General features: G+C 43.4%; 15 protein-coding genes and 1 tRNA gene. 3 read left to right on the forward strand and 13 right to left on the reverse strand.

The features are described 5' to 3' along the window. Positions 1 to 68 precede the first annotated feature (68 nt). Together GJQ68_RS14170 and GJQ68_RS14175 are read left to right on the forward strand one after the other, a co-directional pair. On the forward strand, positions 69 to 839 hold the full coding sequence (locus GJQ68_RS14170) for an SAM hydrolase/SAM-dependent halogenase family protein (protein WP_162417908.1): 771 nt from the start codon (positions 69 to 71) through the stop codon (positions 837 to 839). A 146-nt stretch (positions 840 to 985) separates the two neighbouring features. Continuing rightward, a tRNA-Leu gene (locus GJQ68_RS14175) sits at positions 986 to 1,069 on the forward strand. Positions 1,070 to 1,600: 531 nt separating this feature from the next. Here GJQ68_RS14175 and GJQ68_RS14180 read toward each other — a convergent pair. From GJQ68_RS14180 to GJQ68_RS14200, 5 genes are all read right to left on the reverse strand, one after another. After that, positions 1,601 to 2,911, reverse strand: a complete 1,311-nt coding sequence (locus GJQ68_RS14180) for an AAA family ATPase (protein ID WP_162417909.1) — start codon at positions 2,909 to 2,911, stop codon at positions 1,601 to 1,603. A 110-nt stretch (positions 2,912 to 3,021) separates the two neighbouring features. Then, complete coding sequence (locus GJQ68_RS14185) at positions 3,022 to 3,174, reverse strand: hypothetical protein (RefSeq protein ID WP_162417910.1); 153 nt, start codon at positions 3,172 to 3,174, stop codon at positions 3,022 to 3,024. Positions 3,175 to 3,277: 103 nt separating this feature from the next. Then, the gene (locus GJQ68_RS14190) at positions 3,278 to 3,679 is read right to left on the reverse strand and encodes a helix-turn-helix domain-containing protein (protein ID WP_162342841.1); all 402 of its coding nucleotides are present in this window, start codon (positions 3,677 to 3,679) and stop codon (positions 3,278 to 3,280) included. A gap of 51 nt (positions 3,680 to 3,730) precedes the next feature. Then, on the reverse strand, positions 3,731 to 3,919 hold the full coding sequence (locus tag GJQ68_RS14195) for a type II toxin-antitoxin system HicA family toxin (protein WP_162417911.1): 189 nt from the start codon (positions 3,917 to 3,919) through the stop codon (positions 3,731 to 3,733). Between the two features lie 380 nt (positions 3,920 to 4,299). Next, positions 4,300 to 4,761, reverse strand: a complete 462-nt coding sequence (locus GJQ68_RS14200; protein WP_162417912.1) for a hypothetical protein — start codon at positions 4,759 to 4,761, stop codon at positions 4,300 to 4,302. A gap of 172 nt (positions 4,762 to 4,933) precedes the next feature. Between GJQ68_RS14200 and GJQ68_RS14205 the strand changes: the two genes are divergently transcribed. Beyond that, positions 4,934 to 5,320 carry a helix-turn-helix domain-containing protein gene (locus GJQ68_RS14205; RefSeq protein ID WP_162417913.1) on the forward strand — a complete coding sequence of 129 codons (387 nt, stop codon included), beginning with the start codon at positions 4,934 to 4,936 and terminating at the stop codon, positions 5,318 to 5,320. Positions 5,321 to 5,533: 213 nt separating this feature from the next. Here the strand turns inward: GJQ68_RS14205 and GJQ68_RS14210 are convergent, their stop codons facing one another. The 8 genes from GJQ68_RS14210 to GJQ68_RS14245 form a co-directional block, all read right to left on the reverse strand. Further along, positions 5,534 to 6,043 (reverse strand): hypothetical protein, encoded by a 510-nt coding sequence (locus GJQ68_RS14210; RefSeq protein ID WP_162417914.1) that lies wholly within the window; start codon positions 6,041 to 6,043, stop codon positions 5,534 to 5,536. 428 nt (positions 6,044 to 6,471) lie between these two features. Beyond that, on the reverse strand, positions 6,472 to 7,176 hold the full coding sequence (locus GJQ68_RS14215; protein ID WP_162417915.1) for a hypothetical protein: 705 nt from the start codon (positions 7,174 to 7,176) through the stop codon (positions 6,472 to 6,474). Beyond that, the gene (locus GJQ68_RS14220) at positions 7,169 to 11,704 is read right to left on the reverse strand and encodes a DUF6443 domain-containing protein (RefSeq protein WP_202927943.1); all 4,536 of its coding nucleotides are present in this window, start codon (positions 11,702 to 11,704) and stop codon (positions 7,169 to 7,171) included. The genes GJQ68_RS14215 and GJQ68_RS14220 overlap by 8 nt, the downstream gene beginning before the upstream one ends. Beyond that, on the reverse strand, positions 11,701 to 12,141 hold the full coding sequence (locus tag GJQ68_RS14225) for a hypothetical protein (RefSeq protein ID WP_162417916.1): 441 nt from the start codon (positions 12,139 to 12,141) through the stop codon (positions 11,701 to 11,703). The genes GJQ68_RS14220 and GJQ68_RS14225 overlap by 4 nt, the downstream gene beginning before the upstream one ends. Before the next feature lie 7 nt (positions 12,142 to 12,148). Next, a complete protein-coding gene (locus GJQ68_RS14230) occupies positions 12,149 to 15,334 on the reverse strand; it encodes a hypothetical protein (RefSeq protein ID WP_162417917.1) in 3,186 nt (1,061 codons plus the stop codon). A gap of 408 nt (positions 15,335 to 15,742) precedes the next feature. Continuing rightward, complete coding sequence (locus GJQ68_RS14235; RefSeq protein ID WP_162417918.1) at positions 15,743 to 16,462, reverse strand: DUF4197 domain-containing protein; 720 nt, start codon at positions 16,460 to 16,462, stop codon at positions 15,743 to 15,745. A 102-nt stretch (positions 16,463 to 16,564) separates the two neighbouring features. Next, positions 16,565 to 17,431, reverse strand: coding sequence for a hypothetical protein (locus GJQ68_RS14240; protein WP_162417919.1), 867 nt, complete (start codon positions 17,429 to 17,431; stop codon positions 16,565 to 16,567). A gap of 72 nt (positions 17,432 to 17,503) precedes the next feature. After that, positions 17,504 to 18,739: an MBOAT family O-acyltransferase gene (locus tag GJQ68_RS14245; protein WP_235941553.1), complete on the reverse strand. Its 1,236-nt coding sequence runs from the start codon at positions 18,737 to 18,739 to the stop codon at positions 17,504 to 17,506. Positions 18,740 to 19,014 lie beyond the last annotated feature (275 nt).

The following is a 19,014-nucleotide window of genomic DNA, read 5'->3' on the forward strand; positions in this document are numbered from 1 at the left end:
TTAAAATCCCTATTTTTGTTTATCTTATCATTAAAACAAAAGTACGAATTTTTAATTGACTTGCTTCTATGGCTTTGGTAACATTCATATCAGATTTTGGAAACGCTGACTACTACGTTCCGGTAGTAAAAGCGAAAATGTTATCCATAAACCCCCAATTATCCATTGTCGACATCAGTCATGATATCGCGCTTTACGATATTGCGCATGCGGCTTTCGTACTTCGTGCTAGCTATAACGAATTTCCGAAAGGTACTGTTCACCTGGTGGCCTTAAATTCCACCAGTGACATCACGGATGGCTACATCGGCATCAAACTAAACGAACATATTTTTGTGGGCCCGAACAATGGTGTCTTGAGCATGCTGGCGGATCATGACCCGGGAATAGTAGTCAAGTTCTCGGATATTCATATCCGTAACAGCAGCTTTCCCGCGAAAGACATCCTGGCACCCATTGCTGCCAAAGTTGCCAGCGGGGCGGCCATTCATGATTTTGGAGGGCCGCTTCAAAACATCAAAAAAATGATGAGCAGGCAATTTAAAGCCAGCAAAAAGCAAATCGTCGGCTATGTATTACGGGTAGATCATTATGGGAACCTGATCACCAACATCCCCAAGGATGTTTTTGACAAGCTAAATCCCGGCAAATTTGAAATTGCCTTTGGCCGGGAAACCCTGGAGACGATCCAGCAGAATTACGACGAGGTAGAGCCCGGTGATTGTTGGGCCTTTTTCAACAGTTTGGGTTTGTTGGAGATCGGCATTAATCATGGCCATGGGGCGGATTTATTGGGTTTGAAATACGACAGTGCCATTTACATTAATTTCGAGGTCTAAAGGGATGCTGTTCAGGGTCAGCCGGCGGTTTTCCGGGTGCTTGAAGATAAAAAAATAAGGATTAGAAGGCGGCAAAGTATTGTTTGAGAAAATTTCTTTGCCCATATTTGCATCCCGTTCAGAAAGGAACGGGATTAGTTTGAAATGCCTTGGTGGCGGAATTGGTAGACGCGTTGGTCTCAAACACCAATGAGGTAACACTCGTGCCGGTTCGACTCCGGCCCAAGGTACAATCTGAAGGCTCCTTCTTGGAAAGAAGGGGCCTTTTTTGATTTAAAATGCCGGAGGAGAAGTTTATCCCGATGCAGCGCAGCGGAATCGGGAACTCCGGCGTATAAATCATAAACTTTTTGGGTAGCAAGCTATTTTGAGTTACTGGATACGGCTTCAACAATAAGACTATGGGATTTAGTACAGGACCAACGGGTGCTTTGGCTTTTATTTGTGTCTTATGGATGAGATACAAATTCCATAGCGTCTCATGAAAACGAAAATATGAGACGCAAAAAAACACAATTAAGCTTCCAAGGATCTAAAATAAACGATCAAGTCCGGAATGCTGCAATAAGGATTTCGCTCAAAAAGAGGCATGTCCTGCTGCCTGAGGTTTATATGGATGGCCCTTTCAATGGCATCTTCAAGCTTATCCTTGAGAAGAGCATAGTGGTTAAGTTTGGTTTTATGATAGTTTTTCCAAAATTTTTTCAGATGCCGAACCACTTCCTCTCCTTTTTGGAATGCCCTACCGCAATCCTGGTAATTTATTCGGTTTCCTCTGGGACATCTTCCTGCATTTCGATTAAAAAATCCACATCGTTGATGATCGGGGTGGCTCCCAATTTACCAGAGGCATACCATTTGTCCAATGGATTCTCTGTACGCAGGCCCTTGATATCGGAACATACGTACAATTCCGTCGCCCCGAATTCATCTTTTTCGGTAAACCATAGCTGATCCCTTCTGAATTCTCCACTTGCTAGTTGCGTAATGTCGTGGGTGGCAAAGATCAATTGGGCGTTTTTTGGATTGGTAAGCGGATTATGGAAAAGGCCGATTAGATAGTTGGTAATAGATGGATGTAGGTTTTTCTCAAATTCATCCACTACCAGTACCCGGCCTGCTTCCAGAGAATCAAGGATAAGGCCTCCGATGACCAACAAACTTTTGGTCCCGGTAGATTCTTCCTCCACATCAAACAATTCCTTTCCCGTTATTTTATTGTTTTCAAATAGGGAATGTTCGGTGCGAATATCATATTTGAAATCATCTTTGATCTGCTTCTTAAGGTCTTCTGGCATGTGGTCAGGAAATTTGAAACTGTTTTCATCCACCTCTTTGGCCGAAACAGCCAAAATCCCTGTATCCAAGGCGCAAATCAACGCATTTAACTTTCGCGAAAAGTTTGCATTTCCCTCTTCCGCCAAGCGCCTGGCATACAATCTGGTCAAATTAGATTCTTGGTTTTCGCTGAGAAAGGGGAATACCATCATCCCCTCGCCGAAAAAGCGATAAGCAGGCTGTAAGGATTCGACATTGTTTTCTGCTGCCTTGGAAATAAACAACTGATTGGGCAACAGCAGTCGTTCAATGGTCTTTTTGGCTCCCCGATAGCCATCGCCAAATTTGATCTCCTTGCCCTGAATACGTTGATATAAGAGCGATTGCACCCCATTCGGGTAGAAATACATTTCCTCCCGGACGATACTTTTTTCGATAAATGCCAATTCCAATTCATATTTGACCTGATCTTTCCCGAAAAACACCATGCGAAATTCCACCGGACGTTCCTTAAACGCCCTATCCAGCAGGTGAGGTTCATAGGGAGGAATCGCTTGATCCGGTTTGAATCCTGCAGAACTCAACACCAAATATTCCAACGCTTTAAATGCCTTTAAGAAGGTGCTCTTGCCGGAAGCATTGGGCCCATACAGGACGGCTGTTTTCAGCAGCTTGGTTTTGGAAGGCCCCTCAAAATAATTGTTGGGCAATCCTTTTAACCCTGTTTTTTTAAAACTGATTTCCATTCGCTCCTTGACGGAACGAAAGTTCTGAACGGAAAAATGGACGATCATGGTTTTCTTGTTTGGGATCTCAAATATACAGTAAAATGTATAATTAACCGATTTGTTTAAAACATTTACGTTTTTTTAACGGATTTAATGCTTAAAACCAGTATATGGGTTTAATAGATCGATGTTGGTTCCAGGAATTCCCCGTTCGAAAAGTCTGCATCCGGACTCCTGGGACGCAGCCTGTCCCGATTCACTTCCACGATTCCCTCGGTTGAACGCTTCCGCATCTCAGAAATGCCTTCGAAAACGGCTAATTGACCCATGCTACTAATTTCGCATGGAATTAGGAGGGGTAAAAGGACATAAAAAAATCCGGCCCTGATAAACAGGGGCCGGGGCTGCAGCTTACTTATGCATGAGTACCAATCAAACGAACTGAATCTGCTGCAGATCTTTGCCAAATGCTTTCAAACGGTTTTCTATTTTCTGAACGGTTTTTTTGCCGGGTTTCCTTCTTCCGGTCACGTAATGACTCAGCTGCCCCTGATTGATTCCGGTAAGCCGCTCCAATCCCGCCAGAGAAAGCACCTTGCCATAATAATCAAGAAATGAAGCAACATCATACGCAAATTCAAATTCGCACTCCGTGAATTTCATTTTCCGCTCTTTAAATAGCCCTCTCATCTCTTCATAAGAATTATAGAAATCATCTATTGCCTCCTGGGCGGTGTCACCATCACCCAGCAATCCAAATGGAGGATTATCGGAATCAATGTACGCACCGTAGGTGCCGTCATCACCTCTTTCGATTAAAACTTTCAGTTTCATTTTACGATTTGTTTTATGATTTACAGATTTTATAGATTGGGAAATGAGGGGTTAAAGCTTAACTCCTGAATCCCTGCTGATACTTTTTAATGTTCCCTGTTTTACCTCCTGGCTTTTATGATGACTCAGGTCAAAAAACTTTTCGGTAATAGGGCTAAACCATTTTGGATGCTTTTTTCCATCAAAGGCGAAGTAGCAACCTTGTTTTTTCAGCTTTCGCTCTACTTCTGAATACTTCATTTTTCCGCTTAAATGGTATGCTCCAAAGATACGAATATTAATATCATTTACGAAAGTCAGAATCGTTTTTTAAGAAAATAGCCCTAACCCCTCACACTCGCATCAACCACTTCTGGCTTTCTCGTACGACGAACATACCGGTGCTAAGTCTTGTGCATCATCAGGTAGTTGAAGCTGTCAGATGGGTCGGTACACTCCGGGGCCAGCCAGTGGATGGGGAGCTTTTCGGGGGGGGTTGTCTTTGGCGACGATGTTCCGGCCCCGATCGGTGCGCTCTTTTTGGTTTTGGCTAGCTGCGGGGTACTGCCAGTGAATTTTTTCATCAATATCGTAAAACCCATATATACTTTTCCCTATACCAAAACGCTCAATAAAAGAAGCTACTCATCATTATCCTCCTCAAAATCGTCTATGTATTTTAGGCAGGGGCAATATTCCTTGAAAACGCATTCCTCCGGAGAACCGGAGCAGTAGTCAAAGGACATAAATCCCTCGCTAACGATAGCGGTTTTTTGATTAAGGGTGTCTACCGTCATGGTATAGGCAATGGACAGGGGAAGCGTGTCCGGCAAATCAATACCCAAGTTCCAGGAAAACATCATTTTTTTGAATGCTTCCAGGACTAATGTCATATCCGCTTCCGATAGCTGTTTGGCAGGAGGAAAATCGAGGGTTTTCAACCCACAGTACTCGCCAAAAGTAGTGGTCGGCTCCTCTGAAAGCCAGCGTTCCATTTCTTCAAATTCCTCCTCAATGCTTTGAGCAGGCTTTTTTTGCAAGGAATCCCGGTTTCGGTGGGCCTTGGCGATGTCTTCCAGCAAATGGGGGATATAGGGATGCATGGTTCAATATAAGTAAAATTTTGAATTAGGCATTTCCCTAACAATCAAAATGGTATTTCAAAAATACCCATAAAGTATCCAGCTACTGATCTTGTCGTACTTTTTTCCTACCTTAAAGGCTCCAAAAGGGCAATGCGAAAACAATTACCCCCTCAACCAAAAAAAGACCGCAATGACGACGCTTACACTCGACCTGGTAATCACCAAAGAAGACAATACCTATAAAGGCAGCCTTACCTACAACGATAATCCCCTGACCCAATCCGCTCCTAGCATTCCGGGGCTGGAAACACAATTGAAAAAACTGCTCTGGGAATTTGAAAGCCTGGACCCGGAGACGGTGACATTTAACCATTACTACCAATGCCCTGCTTTTTTTAGCGAATTTGCTGTACTGAACAAAGAACAACTGGCCGCCCTCTCGGAGATCAGCACCTCACAACTGGAGGCCTTTTCTTCCGGCAAGGAAAAACCCAGTCCGGCTGAGGCCGAGAGGATAGAAAGAGCCTTAAAAGAGTTGGCTTCCCGCTTGCTGAAAACATCCCTGGTGCTTTCCTAATCTGAAAAAAAGGCAATCCTTTGGTAATTCCCCGTACTGTCTGCTGGGCAGGAATATCAACGGCTTTTTCAGATGATACCGTCGGGAGGTCAAAAAAAGTACAATCCTGGGACCGGCAACACATCTTCGCACTGATCAACCCATTCCTGTTCAAGCGCAAGGTAGAGAACTCGTTCAGCGCATAAAAAAAGGCTGGCAATGTCGGTACTTTGCTCATGTGTCTTGAACAATCGGATAAAACCTTTTCTCCAGTCTTATCCTTCCGGAAGCAATGGGAAGGCCCATATTGGGAACAAGCAGGCTGGTAATAATAAACTCCTTTCCATTTTTTAACCGGATAACGGAATAATTGTAACTATCCCAGGGAAACCACTGCATCCGGTTTTCAGCTAGAGGATAGGATTTGAACCGCTTTATCAGTTGAATATCATTAAATGAAAAGCTCACCGATTCACCCTTGTGGTTTATCGTAATTTTTTGACCTGAAGGATCATAAAAAAATATATCCGCCTTGTTCCTAGTGTAATAATTAATGTGAACGAGTAATTGAGGAATAAAAAACATTAAAAACAATGTAGCAGTTAAAATGATAAATATCCAAGTATCTCCTGACCCAAATCTCTTTGTAATATAAAAAGGTAAAATAAACGCACCAACCAAATAGATTAAAATTGGCCAAGAATTTTGAAAATGATGTTCAAAACTAATTTTATATGTAAACATGCTCATTCTATCTAGGTCTCCAACCGCTTCTTAAAGCATTTTCAAATTGCCAATACTGTTGGCTTATTTTATCTCTCATAGGCCATGTCATATCCCAAGTTTTTTCACCTAAGAAAAATAAGCCCCTAACGGCAACTCCATAAGGGCCTATCTATCTTTTTAGCCACTTCGAAAAATTAGTATCCACCTGTACCTCTTTAATTGATGTCTTTGTAGTTTTAAATCAATTTAACAAGTCTTCATTTTCACTACCCGGTAATTTGCATTAAATGCTTTTCGGTGTTTAAAACCAAAACATTCTCGAAATAATTTAAGCTTCCTTGCTACTTCTCTTCCGCGAATTTAAACAGGTAGTTTTTAAAAAATAATCTTATTTTGTTAAACATTTAATATTTAAAACTATAGTCGTACAAAATTAAACCCATTGATTAATATTCTAAAAATATTTCTTGTGTGAAAATTGAATTCATTAAAGAATCACTTTCTGATGGAACTATTTCTATATCAAATTTAATGCTTTTTTGTTGACCAGTTTCCTTTTGAAACTCAACCAAGTAGTAATTTTTTTCAATCCTTTTTGAAATTAGCTTTTCCTTTGAATTTAAATAATAGAATTTAAATTCACCATCAAATGGGAAATAATTTTTTAGTAACAATTTTACCTTATCATCACTTATCCATTCTGAATCTACCAATTTCAAATTCAACGCATTGTATCTTTTTCTTCCATTTTCTATCATATCTAAATATAAAATGTCACCGTTGTATTTAAATTCCCTGGTAGTTATTAAGTTATGGTATATTTCTTTGGTTAACGAATCATTTACTTTTTGCTTTTCTACTTCACTTGAGAAATATTTATAGGTATTATATGAAATAGAATCGATATTACTTTCTTTCGACTTAATAATAAACATCCCCTGATCATCAAATGATTGTTCTAAAACCAATTCCCTCTCGTTATTGTAAATTTCAATTTTATCCAATAAAATTGAATTTTTTAGAAGATTAAGCCTTATTTCCCCTAATTCCCCAATCAAAATTATTGGTTTATCATCTCGTATATGATATTTATTCTTTTCTTGACTACAAGAAATTACCAAAATCAAAAATACAATTAATATTTTATTCATTTTCATCCAAACTTTCTAATGCCCTTTTTCCCTCATTTAAACCATTTCTAGTACCAGTAACTTGCATGGTATCCGATCCTATAACTCTTTTATAACTAACACTTCTTCCGTTTCCATTGCTATATGTTTTAACATCAAAAAACGCAGTGTCATTTTCACTTTGGGATTTAATTTCACTGCTTATTTTTTCGTCAGTAGTAGTTTCAATCAAATAATTCGATGTTTCAGATGTTAATCCAAATATGGCACCAATAGCATTTGCAATTTTTTCCATAACATTTCCTGATGGTCCGCTTTTTGCCACCCCATCGATGCCATCTGTATTAACAAAGCCACCTATATTTCCTATTGTTCCAACATCCATTGGGCCACTTGATCCTTCAGAAACCGTAACAATACCTGAAGGCTGACTATTACTTGTTCCAATCCTTGAGCTTTTAAAACCAAAGAAATTATCAGCTGTTGTTTTCAGAAATCCAAATTGCTCCTGAACCTCTGAAAAGAAAACTGAACCGGATGACGGTGGGCAGCAGTTTTTAGGAGCCATCCCATCAGGATCAATAAACCTTATCGGGTTGTTAAATGCATAATTATAAGGGGAATGCCTTCTCATCTGCCCCGCCAACGGATCTACAGTCATCCACCTCCCAACAGCCGGATCATAAAACCTCGCCCCGTAATCGTATAAATTCAGGCCATCTTGTAATTCCTTCCCATTATACAAATACCGATTCTCCTTCACCCCCTCGCGTTGAAAGCCCAAACCAGTCAACTCCAAACCCCAGGGATCGTAGTGGGTTTCCTGAACCACCGGTGAATGGATCGTCTCTACGGTGAAATCGTCGAACCAGACGTGTTCTGATGTTTCATTTACCAGAAAGGCTTCCATATAACCTTCCTTACTAATATACAGCTCTTTTTCCAGTTTTTCATGTCCGTTAGCTGCTTTTTTACTGAGCAACTCCTTGCCGCTTTTATAAAGTTTTCCCTGCTTATCGTACAAAGCATACATCATATAGGCCTCAGGGGCGGCTTTTTGCTGCAGGTCTCTGATCACCAAATCGACCAAGTGTAAAATCCCCAAACTCGTTGGTGCCGAATTGGAAATGCCTATTTCCCGCAAATCAGCGATCAATCCTTCCCTGATGCCGGCTTTGATAAAATCATCCGGGCGGATACTGGTCTTGCCCGGTGCTTCGTATTTCGCCTGCACAGACAGTTTGAGTCGGCTGCCCGATTCCACCGCTTGTCTGCGCGAGGGCCCCAACAGCCTTCCACGGCCTGCATTCAGCCAGGCAACCTGTGTTCCTCCGGGAGTCGTATTGTGCTCCGGACCTAGCTGCCTGCTGGCAGCAATTTGACCAAAATCTTCCGCTTCCCTCTTTGCATGTGCCTTTTCCATAGTGGCAACTACCCGCTCGGTTAAGGGTTTCCGGATCACCTGGCGCACGTTGCCCAGATGGTCCCGAAGAAAAAATTCATAGATAGCCTTTCCCGACTCAAACACCACCCTGCCCTCTTCATGAAGCATGTAGTCCAGCCGGCCATCGGTGAACACAAAATCACCGGCATAATGGGTCTCTTTTGTCAGCGTTCCATTTCGGTAGGAAGCCTGCCGACGCTTGGTTCCTGCAGCATCGTAGGCGTATTTCAGCTTTTGCCCACCCTCAAAGACAAACTCCTCTGGTAGGTTCAGGTGATTGTACGACACAGCCCTGAGGTTTTTGTCCTGATTGTTCCGTTGGTTGCCATTGGCATCATAATCGTATAAACCGTTGGCTTGGTTCGGCTTGAAATCGGAAGATATATATACTTTTTCGGATTGGCTATCCTTTACCCGGGTCAGTTGGTTTCCATATTCGCCGAGCGTTGTATTGCGATCGTATTCGTATTTCAGGTTATCCACCACCGCATATTCCTTTTCCGTTCTGGCTCCTCTCCTTCGCAGGCTTTTGAGGTTACCATTGGCATCATAGCTGATCTGATCCAGCGTATAGCGGTTCTTTTCAGCGGCTGCAGCAGGAACCATATAGTCCGCCTGAAGCAGTCTGCCCGGTTTATCGTAGGTATAGGTATACTGCCGGACCATCCCATCCATTCCCGTCCACCCGGTGGCGGTAATGTTACCATCCCACCGTTTTCCACTCTCTTGGTACTGCAGGCTCTGGGAAAAAAGTCCCGGAGAGGAACTTCCTATTTCCGCTAACCAGCCCCGGATAGTGTATCTGTAATCCTGACCAGCATCGGGAATGGCAGGGAAATGAACTCCGGATTTCCTCCCTAGTTCATCGTAGCTATAACTTGCGAGGGTAATCGTAGCTCCATTATCGATCTGCTGGCTAATACTGGAAAGCAGACCGGCCTGGTTATAGGAATACATCTTCCGTATCTTCATATTAACCGGCTGAATCAATTCCGTAAGCGTCTCCGTTACCTGGTCTTCAAAATTGTACCTACTGGAGCGTCTGATGGTTCCCCCCAAAGGATGCTCTTCCAGGGATTGTATCTCACGGCCTTTGTCGTCGTAGAAATAGGAGCTGGTATAATACCTGCCGGTTTCCAGGTCTTTGACTTTCATTGTGGTCAGCAATCCAGTGCTGCGGGTAGAGGGAGACCGAGGGTATTCCGGGGCTTGCCTGTATTTTTTTGCGGGCGTATTTTCATAACGATCGTAGTAATACAGCGTAAGAATCTCCCCCTCTTCCATCGGAAAAACACTGTTTCCCGATTTTTCTACGGCTCCAATAATTCCTGAAAAATTACTACCGCTTCGGGCTTTAAAATGGAGGCCAGGCCTAAACACGATACTTTCCGAAGTTCGAAAGACCTCCTGCCCGGTATAGTTGGATGTAACCAGCTTTTTGCCGGTTTTCCAATTTCCGGTGTCCCAGTCATTTCTTGACGGCTCTACAGATGGCTGCCGGTCAAGTTCATGCTGTATCGCCGAAACACTTCTACTGTCTGAAACAAGGCCGATTTTCACAGGCCTGTCAAATGCATCGTGCCGAGTATATTGCCATTTGCCATCTTTTCTAAGTTCGCCATCCTGAAAGCCCACCTGCCTGTCCAGTCGGTCATACAACAGGTACTCAATGGCTTTTCCGGGAAGCTTTTTCGCCACCAGGCGCCTCCTACCGTCGTACCGGTAGCAAAAATATTGCGCCTCCGACAAATTTGGGTCTATGGACAATTCCCAGCCTTTGGTATGCAGAATTTCAACGGCTTTCGGAGGCATTACCACTCTGAGATCGCCAAAATCATCGAAAACGTAGTACGTACTAAGCCAGCCGGTGTGCCCTCCCGATTCGTTACTGGCAGTAACCTGTGTCCTTTTTAATACCTCCCTGCCTTGGTCATCGGTGAATGTCAGTTCACGAAGATTGTCTTCATTATCGGTGATCTCCACCCACAGACTGCCCTCCTGCCATTCCCCCCGGAATTCCGGAAGCCCCTTTCCGTTTATTTCAAACCGTTTCACATCATCCTCCAGGCTGTTGGATCTTCTGTAGAATTTAGTTTCTTTTCCACTGCCCATCTTCCAGGCATTCCCTGGAGCCGATTTTTTTGCTATTCTATTTAATGGAGAGAATTCATATGCTGTTTCCTGGTAGCCACGAGAATCATTGAAGGCTTGCTGGAAATAATCCCCATGCAATGCCTGCACATTTTCCCTGTAAAGCCCTATTTGCTGCCCTGAACCAGGAAAGGGAAGGAATTCCAACGCTTGCCTGCCTGCTTCATCGTAAGCGAAGGGAGTGATAAGATCCTGACCCATAGACGTAGCCGTCACGTTTACCAATTGCTCCTTTCTGCCAATTCCGTCGTAATAGGTGTTCGTTTGATGGATTGACTCAGGGGTACTTTCCAGTAGAGCACCGACAGACTGTATGGGTTGCCTGGCACGGTAGCTGCTGATCCGATTCCGGTTTTCTGCCAGTACTTTTACCGTAACCGGAATCTTATCTGTCAGGCAGCCAGTTTTTATGTGCTGATAAGCCAGGTAGTAGGTTTTGTTTTCGAAAAGCATCGGAGTCAGAAACTGTTTTCTCCCCGATACTTTTCTAGTCTGGTCTGAATCATACCAACGATAAGTAAACCCTTCGGGAGCAGGGTTAGCAATAAGTCTTGCCCTTCCTTTGCGGACAAGGGTTACTTCCGGTGCTGATGGAGTTGCTTGCGGACAGGGGCGTTGGCTTTTCACTTCTACGACCTTACTGTCGTATAAATAACTCCCAAATTCGCTGTAACCATAAAACACCTCGTAATGGCCTGGCTCGGAAAAGATCAGGCTTAGCCCTGATACGTCCGATCGCTCCCGCTGTCCTCCCGAGTGCATCCAGTTAAAACTGCCATTTGACAGCGCATTTACCCGCCGATAATTTGTATAAAAAGCGACATTAAAAAAGGCTTCCTCGCCGATCGCTATAGATGCAGGACCGGAGATAGTCACTGAGGTAATTTCTTCCTGTCCAAACAAGCGGCCAAATGAAACAAAAAGCACGAGGGAAAAGTGAAAAAGTGTTTTCATAGCCCTTCTCGTTTAAGGTATAGCGTTTGCAACACATTTCCAGTATTTCCCTTGGAAACCAGTATTATTACCTCCCCGGTCTTTGACAGCTTATAAACCCTATCCGGTCCGTTTTCATGGGACAGGTGCAAAGCAGCATTCTTCATTTTCCAGGTTCCGCTGAGCATTTGGGATTTACCACCCAACAGCCAGTAGGCCTCAAAGCGTCCATCCGGGTAAAAAATGTATTTCCTCGTTTCAAGGGAAGCTAAAAACATTTCCTGAACAGGCGGGGGCATGGCAGTGAATTTATTATCCCCTTGCTTTTGAAGTGCCTGTATCTGCAATCCAAGGTCAAGCTCCCAGGCACCTGCCAATGACGATTCATTAGCTACTTCTTGAGCTAAAACTCTAAAGGGGATGCTGACTAAAATAAATAGATAAAGTAGTGGTTTCATGGTTTCTTTAGGGTATCAGATAGGAATATTCGTGGTATTCTTTCAAAAATCCATCCTGATCACGGACAGACGCCAGCCTTCCAAAAGCATCGTATTCATAAAACATGGCCGCATTTCGGCTGTCCAACACACTGGTTATACCCCTTAAAGGCGCATAAGTAAACGTCGTCATCTGTGCCTCTTCGGGATGAAGCCTTAGCTCGTCAATGTAGATTCCTTCTCCTTTAATGGTAATGGCAGGATTCGTTACCGACCGCTCAATCAGCTTCCACTCGGTAGTTAAGCTTTCTGACTTCCCCATAAAGAACCAGGTGCGGGTCCCTGAGACGGCTTTTGCCCAAAAACTTAATTTGAATGCATTGCTTTCACTTGCACCCGGAATACCTCCAGAAACCTGACCGTTTGATAGTAAATACACCTTTTTTCCTGCTTTGGCAGACGTTTCCGGCAGGGGTATTTCTTTCCCTTCATAGGTCCACCCTCCCTTCTCCTCGCTTTCAAATGAAGTAAAGGCAATCTGATTTCTTTCGGCATTTTCTACCATGGCTACAGGAAATGAGCCATCCAATCCATATAAAAATGCAGATGGCTTCCCGCCAGCTCTGCTCATCTGGATTACATTTCCTGATCGATCATATCGATCGATTCTAATTCCGGATTGGTAGCGTTCGTCTGCTTTTAGATTTCCTGCATCATCGAATCTGGCCTGAGAATAAGAGGCCCTTTTCACCGGGTTAACTGCCTCAAAAAAGTAGACTTCGTCTATTTTGTACCTACCTGTCCCCCGGAAAGATTCTTTGAATGTAGTTACTTGTCCGGAAATAATCCGTTCTTCCCCCTCCTCGCCATGTTTTATAATTGTATAGGTCTCTATCGGGGTATGCAACCGGTTTTGCAGGAACATTTGGTGATATACAAAGGCCTGTCCGGACAGTTGTGATTTAAAAGCTGAAAGGTCTGAAACGTACCTGCTCACCTTGATGGTCGATCTCAGGCTTGCATCTGTTCGTTTTTCTTCCTTAACCAACTGCAGAAAATCAGGGTGGTATTCATACTCGGTGACAGTAGTGAAGTCTTTAAATCCAGGAGAAAGCAATTTTTCCTCCACTTTCGACTGTTTATAAACTCCCGTAGTTTTGTTCTGAGTAGTAATAATGTATTCGAACGCATCGTACAAAATAATATTTTGCCTACACATCGTGAAATACGGATGACTGAAGTTGCCGCTCTGATGGACGTATTGATGCACTCCCTGCCCGATAGGCTGCTCGTCTGGTCTGTAGTTCTTGTATTGAATGGACGTAACCGCCTGAATTTCTTCCTTGCCGTCGTAGATGGTTTTTTTGGTCAATTTCCCCCTTGCCCAGGCCATGGAATTAATAAAGGGCTTCGTGGACGTACCAAAGGGATAACCAACAACTTTATCGGGTATATGCAGCTTATTATCGAATTCGTAAACCGTCTTGCCATTTTCCGGGCCTCCGGTTTCGTATTCAGTCACGATGGGATACACCACAGGGCATTCCTCATATCCTCTTCCCGTCACCGCATTTGAAAAGTACATCCTGCTTCTATACCGCAATGAGGACGTGCTGGTTCCTGTTTTAAAATACCTTGTATTTGAATAAAGAAACTTATCCAATGTGAAATTCTTATACCCGCTTCCCGGCCCATTACCACCGTAGGCATAGGTTTTTATTAGCGTGTCTGTACCTGTGAACGTCCTGACATTCTTCACCCTTAGCCCGCCCGCATAATGCACCTTTTCCAGAATGCGGTACTGATGTGGTTCAAAATCAAACTCTGAATATCCGCCGGTGGGATAGGTGATTCTTTTCAGGGTACCTTCTTTCAGGTAAGTGGTATCCGTATTTCTATCTGCCGAACCAAAATAAACCGTATATCCGGTTGTTAAATCTACATCGGTAGGGGGTATCAGGTCGGCATTCGGCTTGTTATTGAAAAAACCAAAATTATCAATTCTAAAGCTGTTATTGGCCTGGTCCCAAGAAAAGGTATCTGTGTAATAACTAAAGCTATACTGATTGATCAGCGTATTTGCGCCATCTTTTATCAGCAGGCCGTCCAGCTTTAATCGATAGTTTTCACTGCGGCTTCTATTCTGAAAATATTCATCCAGGTCAAATTCAACCTGCTTCAACAACAAATAGTCGTTGCCAGCCTTTTCATATACCTCTATTCGGTCCAGATGATTAAGCCCAGGTTGGTCCAGCCTTTTGGAGCCCAAAATAAATTTTACCATTCCGGTTTTAAACCTGATTTCGGATATCCCCAGTTGGGTAGACGAGGTGTTTGAATACAGGGTGGAAATGTTGGTATCCAGATTAGGACAGTCCAAGTCGTTATTGGCCAAGAAAGTACAATCATCCAAAAGGGTTACATGATTGTTTACCGCCTGTTGATGGAATTTCCCTACATTCTGGTAAGAAAAAGAAATAAAATCGTCCGTATCAGGGGCCGATATTTCCATCAAATACCAGGTAGAAACATATCCCTCCGATCCGCCCGAAGTAATGTATTCGGTTGCCCGGTCCTCATTGCTACCTTTGCCAAAACGATATCGGATACCGTTATCATCGAGCATTTCGAATTGGTCAAGGTTCTCCGTATAGGATATTTTCAGGGGAAGGTTGGGAATCAAAAAAGGGTCTGTCCCTCCTTGCCTCAGGTAAAACTTTCCGCTGTGCCCCGGCACCTGGTAGGAAAACAGATCCGCCTCCCGATCAATGAGATCCACAGACATCTTTTTGTATTCGTAAAAACTACAGTCGGGTGTATTGGGAACCTCGTAATTGTTGATATTGCGGAGAAAACTGGTTTCATCCGGCTTATTGTTGACATTGCGGGAAATAAAGCCTCCTGCCATTAGCGACCAGCCAAGCCCTACCCAACTGGCCTGATCGGTATATTTAATGCCAGAAGCGTGGTAACTCAACCGTATGGGTAAATGTAAGGGTCCACTCTTCACCTCAAAAACAGGTACAGAAATATCGGGCAGCCCGGTATATAAGTTTACCGGATAATCACCAAATTTTTCCATAGCCGCCACATTAGGTGTTTTTTGTTGGGATTTAGGGCTTAACCTATTCGCGACTTCGGCAGGTCCCTGCGCCTGAAGCTGGCAGCAGATGGTGATACAAAAAATCACCGTTGCCCATGAATTGCTATTCATAGCTAATCGATTTTTGTGAATAAATAAAACAGAGTGATAAAGGCAGATGGACTGCCCTCATGCTTTATAGAAATCGACAACCGATAAGCAATACTGGCACTACAGTAGGATGCAGAAGAAAAACGCCACCTATCGGCAAAAAATCCGGCTCAGTTGGTTTTATAAAACCGGATTTTAAAGAATGTAAATGATTCGTAAAATTAATTGAAAGACCTTCACGACAAGGGCTCAACCTCCACAGGTCATGAAAATACCGGATGCCTAAAAAGCATTTGACAACGGGATTTCCTTTTGAAAAGCTTAGGAAATACCTTCCACCGCTTAAATTAAGAAAAAAATAATTTACTCCAAATTTTTAGTACAATTTTTATTGATTGACAACTGTTTCAGTGTCCTAAAAACGAAAAATCAATTATCCTGCGCAGCAAAAACCCTACGTAATAACGCCGTGGTCCTTTCGGCCGGGTTTTCACGAATGGCTTTCTCTTCCTGCGCTATCAAGGTAAACAATCCGGAAATGGCCCTGTCGGTCACATAGGCTTTCAGGTCAGGGTCCAGCTTACGGGAGGTGGTGGGAAAATTATTATACGAACTGACCAAATCCCCGTAATACCGCGTGGCACCTACCTGCTCCAGCGATTTTTGAATATGGGGTTCAAACAGTTCGGTTAGTTTTTCGGTGGTTTGCCCTTGCAGGTATTGCGTGGCCGCATCGTCCTCGCCCCTCAGAATATTCCAGGCATCCTGCACGGTAAGCTGCCGGATGGCCTCAATAAAGATGGGCTTTGCTTCATTGGCGGCATTTTCTGCCCCCCGGTTAATGGTCAAAAGTACCCGGTCTACTTCCGTGCCCAGGCCAATCCTCCGTAGGGTGGCCTCCACCCGCTGCACATCCTCCGGCAAAGCGATGCGTATGAGTTCATTTTTGAAAAACCCATCCTCACGAGATGCCTGATCTGCCCCGGTAGAAATGCCCTTGACAAGGGCTTCTTTCAAGCCATTTCCCACATCCTGCTCGGTCAGGCTGGCTTCAGTAGCCCCTTGGATAAAGCGGTTCACCTCGGCTGCCGTACAACCGACCATCAAAATGGTTACCAATAAAACGTACACTATCTTTAAAATACTCATTCGGCCTATTTTCATTATTCTTTTAAAAATTTACGATGGGCAGTTAGCATGCCTCGTTTTTTTATTTTAAACACACAATCATTGAGCCATGTTATAAAAATCTTATTCCCTTGTCAATTCTTTTAATAGTAATTGTTGGCCTTTCTCACTCAGGTGACCGTGATCGATGTAATTGGAAAGGTCTCCGGTAAAAAAGGAGAAATCACTACGGTTAAAATTTTTAAAAGTGATCAGGGGACTCTTTCCGGAATAGGTCGATTTTACCTGCTCCCAATAGTGCGAAAACGATCCCTTGTGAGCCTCATAGATGGGCAAGGGAACCGGATGAAAATAAACGGTGGTCTGTATTTGGTTAGCCTCCAACAATCGCCACAGTTCCTTTAATGAAGCTTCCGAAATAGGCGTAATCTCAAAATCTTCCGAATGAAGCAGGGCTTTCTCCTCTTCAATCTTAGCAGCTACATCGGGCACCCTGAATAGCGGCTCAAATTTATTGGTTCCATTCTCCAGGTATTGCTCCGACGGGTATTTGTGGGGAGCCAAATTCATCCACCTAATCAAGGCAAACCCATATACGCGGAGCAGATGAATGGACCCAAAGGCTGTCCAATAGGCGCTGGGAGTCATTATCTGGCTGGCTTCTTTTTCATTGCTTTGGGTCATGTAGGGATGGATACATACCCAGGCTCGCTTCATTTGATGCTCCGATGCCAGCACGTTTTCAAGTAGGGGGATCATCGTTTGAATCCTGGCACCCATCAGGCTGGCATTGAAATAGCGAATCTCTTTGATGGGCTCCGGGTTGATATTTGCCGACAGCGAGGGCCCCAGAATAATGCCTTCGAAATTTTCCGGAAGGTATCGGAACGTCATCAGGTATTTGGATACCCGCTCTTCCCCGTACACGCGGGTGTTTTTCGCTATCCCAAAAACGCCAAAAACATCCAGCCAGGTATTCAATAGGACCAAGCCAATTGCGGCTAAAAAGCAAGTGGAAAGGACACGTTTAAAATATCGATTAAATTCCCTATTCATAGATCACTAGAAATCGAAATATAGAAAATCATTTTGAACAATCGAATTCAGGAATATCAGGTTTAGGACGAATAAAAAGACGGTCATCAACCCGTATTTGAGGGTTGGTTGAATCCGGCTGCCAAGTTGCATATCGTTGGGCAAAAAAAGAAGCAACACCCCGGCGGCCCAGATGGGAGCATTATAAAGATTACTGACCAGGTGAAAATCCGGCGGAGCGGCTTTTGTAAAATGGAACATGGCCATAAGAAGGTTGTTGGCATCCTGAAGATTTTCAGCCCTAAAAAAGACCCAGGTAATGTTTACAAATAAAAAGGTAACCAGAATGGCGGGGATTCTTGGTATCGCCAGTCCCGTTTTCTTCCATTGCCGATGAACCACCAGGGCCGAGCCGTGTAGCATACCCCAGATAATAAAGGTCCATCCGGCTCCGTGCCAGATCCCGCCAAGGAGAAAGGTTATCATCAAATTGACATTCGTTCTTCCCGGACTTATTTTATTTCCACCCAACGGGATGTATATGTAATCCCGCAAAAAGCGGCTGAGGGTGATGTGCCAATTCCTCCAGAATTCCTGAATGGTAGCTGATCGGTATGGGGAATTGAAGTTCTGAGGCAGCTGAATATTTAAAAGCAGCCCGAGTCCTATGGCCATGGAGGAATAGCCACTAAAATCAAAATACAATTGCAGGGAATAGGCCAGGGAAGTGATCCAGGCTTCCTGGCTTCCCAGCGATTCAATATGGGCATACCCATTATTTGCGATTACCCCAAAGGTATCTGCCAAAATGATTTTTTTGGCCAGCCCCATCATTAAAATAAAAAAACCCCTGGAGAGATTCTGGTAATTGATTTGGGTTAGTAACGGATTCCTGAACTGAGGCATCATTTCTTTGTGATGCACGATGGGACCCGCAATAAGTTGAGGGAAAAATGAAACGAATAATCCGTAGGAAAAGAAATTGGTTTTGGCTGCGATCCCTTTATAAGAATCCACCAAATAGGCTATTTGCTGAAAAGTATAAAAAGAAATTCCTAATGGCAGTGCCCAATCAAGGTAAGAAAAGGATTCTCCGGAAATCACATTGACATTAAATATCACGAAATCCGCGTATTTGTAAAAAAATAGGATCAGGAGATTAACCGCTATACCGGCCACTAAAAACCGCCTTTTCCCGCTCGCTACCGGCTTGCTGATAAAAAAATTGAAACCGATGGAGATCCCAATGAGAATCAAATACATAGGCTTCCACCAACCATAAAATACGAGCGAACTTAGAAACAACCAACCTACGACGGCAGAAGGCTTTGTTTTTGAACCTAATCCGTAGAATCCTAAAAGAACAATTGGTAAAAAAACGAAAAGGAATAGAAAAGAATTGAAGAGCATGGCCAAAAATGCTTTAAAAATTTAAAGATACACATGTTTGCATTATTTTAATCCTTAACCGAAAATAATCCGCACCAAACAGAAAAAAATAGCCTTTTATCAAATTACAGCTCGCTAAAAAAAGGACA

It is taken from the genome of Cyclobacterium roseum (assembly GCF_010119225.1).
GTDB lineage: Bacteria > Bacteroidota > Bacteroidia > Cytophagales > Cyclobacteriaceae > Cyclobacterium > Cyclobacterium roseum.

Coding starts and splice junctions, on each gene's coding strand:
- GJQ68_RS14220 (WP_202927943.1), bottom strand. CDS start 11,704: ATGAAAACACTTTTTCACTTTTCCCTCGTGCTTTTTGTTTCATTTGGC.
- GJQ68_RS14180 (WP_162417909.1), bottom strand. CDS start 2,911: ATGATCGTCCATTTTTCCGTTCAGAACTTTCGTTCCGTCAAGGAGCGA.
- GJQ68_RS14200 (WP_162417912.1), bottom strand. CDS start 4,761: ATGCATCCCTATATCCCCCATTTGCTGGAAGACATCGCCAAGGCCCAC.
- GJQ68_RS14190 (WP_162342841.1), bottom strand. CDS start 3,679: ATGAAACTGAAAGTTTTAATCGAAAGAGGTGATGACGGCACCTACGGT.
- GJQ68_RS14245 (WP_235941553.1), bottom strand. CDS start 18,739: ATGTATTTGATTCTCATTGGGATCTCCATCGGTTTCAATTTTTTTATC.
- GJQ68_RS14225 (WP_162417916.1), bottom strand. CDS start 12,141: ATGAAACCACTACTTTATCTATTTATTTTAGTCAGCATCCCCTTTAGA.
- GJQ68_RS14170 (WP_162417908.1), top strand. CDS start 69: ATGGCTTTGGTAACATTCATATCAGATTTTGGAAACGCTGACTACTAC.
- GJQ68_RS14205 (WP_162417913.1), top strand. CDS start 4,934: ATGACGACGCTTACACTCGACCTGGTAATCACCAAAGAAGACAATACC.
- GJQ68_RS14210 (WP_162417914.1), bottom strand. CDS start 6,043: ATGTTTACATATAAAATTAGTTTTGAACATCATTTTCAAAATTCTTGG.
- GJQ68_RS14215 (WP_162417915.1), bottom strand. CDS start 7,176: ATGAATAAAATATTAATTGTATTTTTGATTTTGGTAATTTCTTGTAGT.
- GJQ68_RS14230 (WP_162417917.1), bottom strand. CDS start 15,334: ATGAATAGCAATTCATGGGCAACGGTGATTTTTTGTATCACCATCTGC.
- GJQ68_RS14185 (WP_162417910.1), bottom strand. CDS start 3,174: ATGGGTCAATTAGCCGTTTTCGAAGGCATTTCTGAGATGCGGAAGCGT.
- GJQ68_RS14195 (WP_162417911.1), bottom strand. CDS start 3,919: ATGAAGTATTCAGAAGTAGAGCGAAAGCTGAAAAAACAAGGTTGCTAC.
- GJQ68_RS14235 (WP_162417918.1), bottom strand. CDS start 16,462: ATGAGTATTTTAAAGATAGTGTACGTTTTATTGGTAACCATTTTGATG.